We start from the raw sequence: 2,730 nt of genomic DNA, 5'->3' as shown, positions 1-2,730 counted from the left end.
TCGGGATCTGATGGCGGGCACACTTCCTCGCATAGCGGATGGCCCGTCCGATGATCCGTGCAGCTTCTTCTTCCGGGTCAGGGAAGAGCGCGTTGCGGGAGCAGGTCATGCCGAGACCTGGTCTGAGACGCATGTTCCAGGACGGGCTCTGACCCTCGCTTCCAGGGAGAGTGGAGATCAGCTCGTCGGGGAGCAAGCTGCCAGGTTCTGGATGAGCTGCATGTGCAGCAATCGTGTCCGGCCTATTCTCCTCTGCCTGAGAGGGCAGCAATGCTGCAGCCGTTTGCGGGTGTTCGCCGAGCTTGCCTGCTCTTTCGGCCCGACGTCGCTGCAGTTCCTCGAACGGGAAGGGAATGATCCTGTCGCTTATGGGAAAGACCTCCTGTGGCGCGGCAAGGCGCGCGGACTTGCTGTGTCTGCTTGAGTGCGTGTGAACGTCCGTGTGGCTGAGCCGCTGCTACGCTCACCGGATCGTGTCACTGATCAGGGGCGAGCCCGAGCTCTGCTCAGTGCAGCCGCCCGCGGGCAAAGCGCACGGTGCTGGACAGCTGCGGTATCAGCTCCATGGCCTCCAACCCAGCCGCCGCCCTCATCGGGCTGCCGCCTCTCGTCTCGTGCGCAACTTCCCCTGCTTCTTCGGCGTCTGAAGATGCTGGATCTGCTTCTGCCGCGGGGTCCACGGAGTCTGCGCCGTCCTCGCTCCTGGTCTCCCCGACTCCCTCTTCATCCTCGACGTCTGCTTCTTCAGGCTCCCTGACGACAGCGCGCAGGCACGCGGCATGGATCTCCTCCTGAACCCGGCAGGCATACTTTGCCCGAAGCTGAAGCATCGCCGCTCCGGCGTCCTCCACCTCGATCAGCTCTCCGATCTCGTCGAGGGCAAAGATCCCGTTCTCGCGGTCGCGCCGTTCGCTCGACCCGTCGACGATGGCCACCTCCACCTCCGTCACGCCCCCAACCCTCCCCTCGACATGAAGCCAGTCGGCGGCAATCAGAGCCGCGGCCATCATCCGCGTGCGCAGGGCCTTGAGATGCCGCTCCTGATACGAGGCCAGGGATCTCTTCATGTCGACGATGAGCGCCCAGTGCGCTTCGGGATTCACGATGAAGAGGTCTGGAACATACGTGGTCCTGTATTGGACCTCGGAGCGCAGCCTGATGCCCCTGAGGGACTTCCAGTCATTGCGCTCGAGCATTTCCAGGGCTGCAGGGACGATCGGCAGTGCCGTCTCTGCGGGCATGATCAGAAGAGAGGGGTTTTCTGCCGCACGGCGGGCCATGCCCTGCTCGAGGAGCCAGCCCTCATGGTAGGTGACGGCGCGCACGAGGCTGTTGATCTCGGCAAAGGGGCCGAACACGGCGTCGAGGGGACGCTCGCCCGCGACACGGATTGCGGCAATGGCATTCTCGACGAGACGCTCGACGTCGACTTCGCGGGCATGGCGCAGGCCGTCATTCCCGCCGCCTCTTCCCGACAGCACGCGACCGCCACCACGGGAGGGCGTCCGGTCTGCAGCAGCCTGAGACGCTTCCGGAACGGTGCTTCCGGCAGCGTTCATGCTCACGCCACGAAGTGCAGCCCCCGGCTGGGCACGACCAGAGCGATCGCCGACGTCGCCATCTCGGTTACCAGTAACCGCATCATCGCCAGCGGATTGACGAGCGTAGGTAGAGGCAGATCTGGTGGCACAGGCGGAAGCAGGAACAGATGTCGCAACTTCCACCCCAACCGAATTGCGGCGGACCGAAGCAGCGCGAAGCTCTCCACCATGGGCGGCCGCTGCCATCCCGCTACAGGCGCACTGCTTGGCCGTCAGGCCCGCAGATTCACTCGGGCTGCGACGTCCGTCAGGACAGACGCCGCCGCTCTCCAGCGGAACCGTCGCGTCCGCACCGCAGACGCAGCTACAGGACACGGCAGGTTCACCTGCCTCCGGCCAGTGGCGAGCCTTGACGAGAGATACGGCGTCCCCGCCGCCGCGCGGCGCGGCGGCAGCAGAAGAGCAGACGTCAGGGATCGGCCGCCGCAGAGCGGCAGTACGCATGACAGACATGGGAACTCTCTCCTGAAGAAGCTGATGTTGTGGTGCGAGAACTAGAAGAGCGCCTGTCAGGCTGCCTCGTCGAGCAGGACGAGGTCGTTCGCCGCCCCGGCTTCGAGCCAGAGCGCATCGTCCTCTTCCGCCTCGACGTCACAGCAGGCCATCTCCAGGGCATGGCAGACGCAGGCGCTGCGATGCATCGCAAGCGCATGTTCTGCCCGCCGTGCTCTGGCGACGGCCTCATCGAGCGCGAGCATCAGCGCGGCGACAGCCGAAAGCTGCCCGTCCGTCAGCTCCGAGAGCTCGAGCGTGACGTCGTCAGAGTGAGCGAGGAACGCATCCGCCGCCGACAGCTGTGGGCGAACCATGCCCTCAGCTTCATTCCGAAGGGACTTCAGGGTAACAGTAGACATAGCCCAAGACCTCTCTACCAGGTTGCGGGTCAGGCCTTCGTTGGTGTTGACCTGCTCCCCTGATTGTCCGCGCTTATAAGCTAGCCCTGTTCACGTTTTGGACCGCTCCCCGATGCGCCCTCGGCTGGCGCTAGAGTTTTCCGGCCTTGATCAGCAACACGGGCTGGCTGCGTGTGCTGATTTCATGAGCGCCGCCGAGACCTTGTTCCCGATCGTGCCGTGTGGCCGTTGCTCGTTATAGTCTCTGCGCCAAGCCTCCAACTTTTCCGCCGCAT

General features: G+C 64.5%; 4 protein-coding genes. All 4 read right to left on the bottom strand.

The window, feature by feature from the left end:
• Positions 1-506 precede the first annotated feature (506 nt).
• Positions 507-1,481, bottom strand: a complete 975-nt coding sequence (locus NYR54_RS19020; RefSeq protein ID WP_261517272.1) for a hypothetical protein — start codon at positions 1,479-1,481, stop codon at positions 507-509.
• Between the two features lie 80 nt (positions 1,482-1,561).
• Complete coding sequence (locus NYR54_RS19015; RefSeq protein WP_261517270.1) at positions 1,562-1,717, bottom strand: hypothetical protein; 156 nt, start codon at positions 1,715-1,717, stop codon at positions 1,562-1,564.
• 393 nt (positions 1,718-2,110) lie between these two features.
• Positions 2,111-2,410 (bottom strand): hypothetical protein, encoded by a 300-nt coding sequence (locus NYR54_RS19010; protein WP_261517269.1) that lies wholly within the window; start codon positions 2,408-2,410, stop codon positions 2,111-2,113.
• Positions 2,411-2,605: 195 nt separating this feature from the next.
• On the bottom strand, positions 2,606-2,730 hold a 125-nt coding region (locus NYR54_RS19005), incomplete at its 5' end, for a transposase (protein WP_261517273.1).

This window comes from Chelativorans petroleitrophicus, from assembly GCF_025398195.1.
GTDB lineage: Bacteria > Pseudomonadota > Alphaproteobacteria > Rhizobiales > Rhizobiaceae > Chelativorans > Chelativorans petroleitrophicus.
The sequence above is the reverse complement of the archived record's forward strand: the minus strand, read 5'-3'. Positions and strand labels throughout refer to the sequence as shown.

Excerpts from the sequence above, each read along its gene's own strand:
- NYR54_RS19010 (WP_261517269.1), bottom strand. The coding sequence starts at position 2,410 with ATGGTTCGCCCACAGCTGTCGGCGGCGGATGCGTTCCTCGCTCACTCT.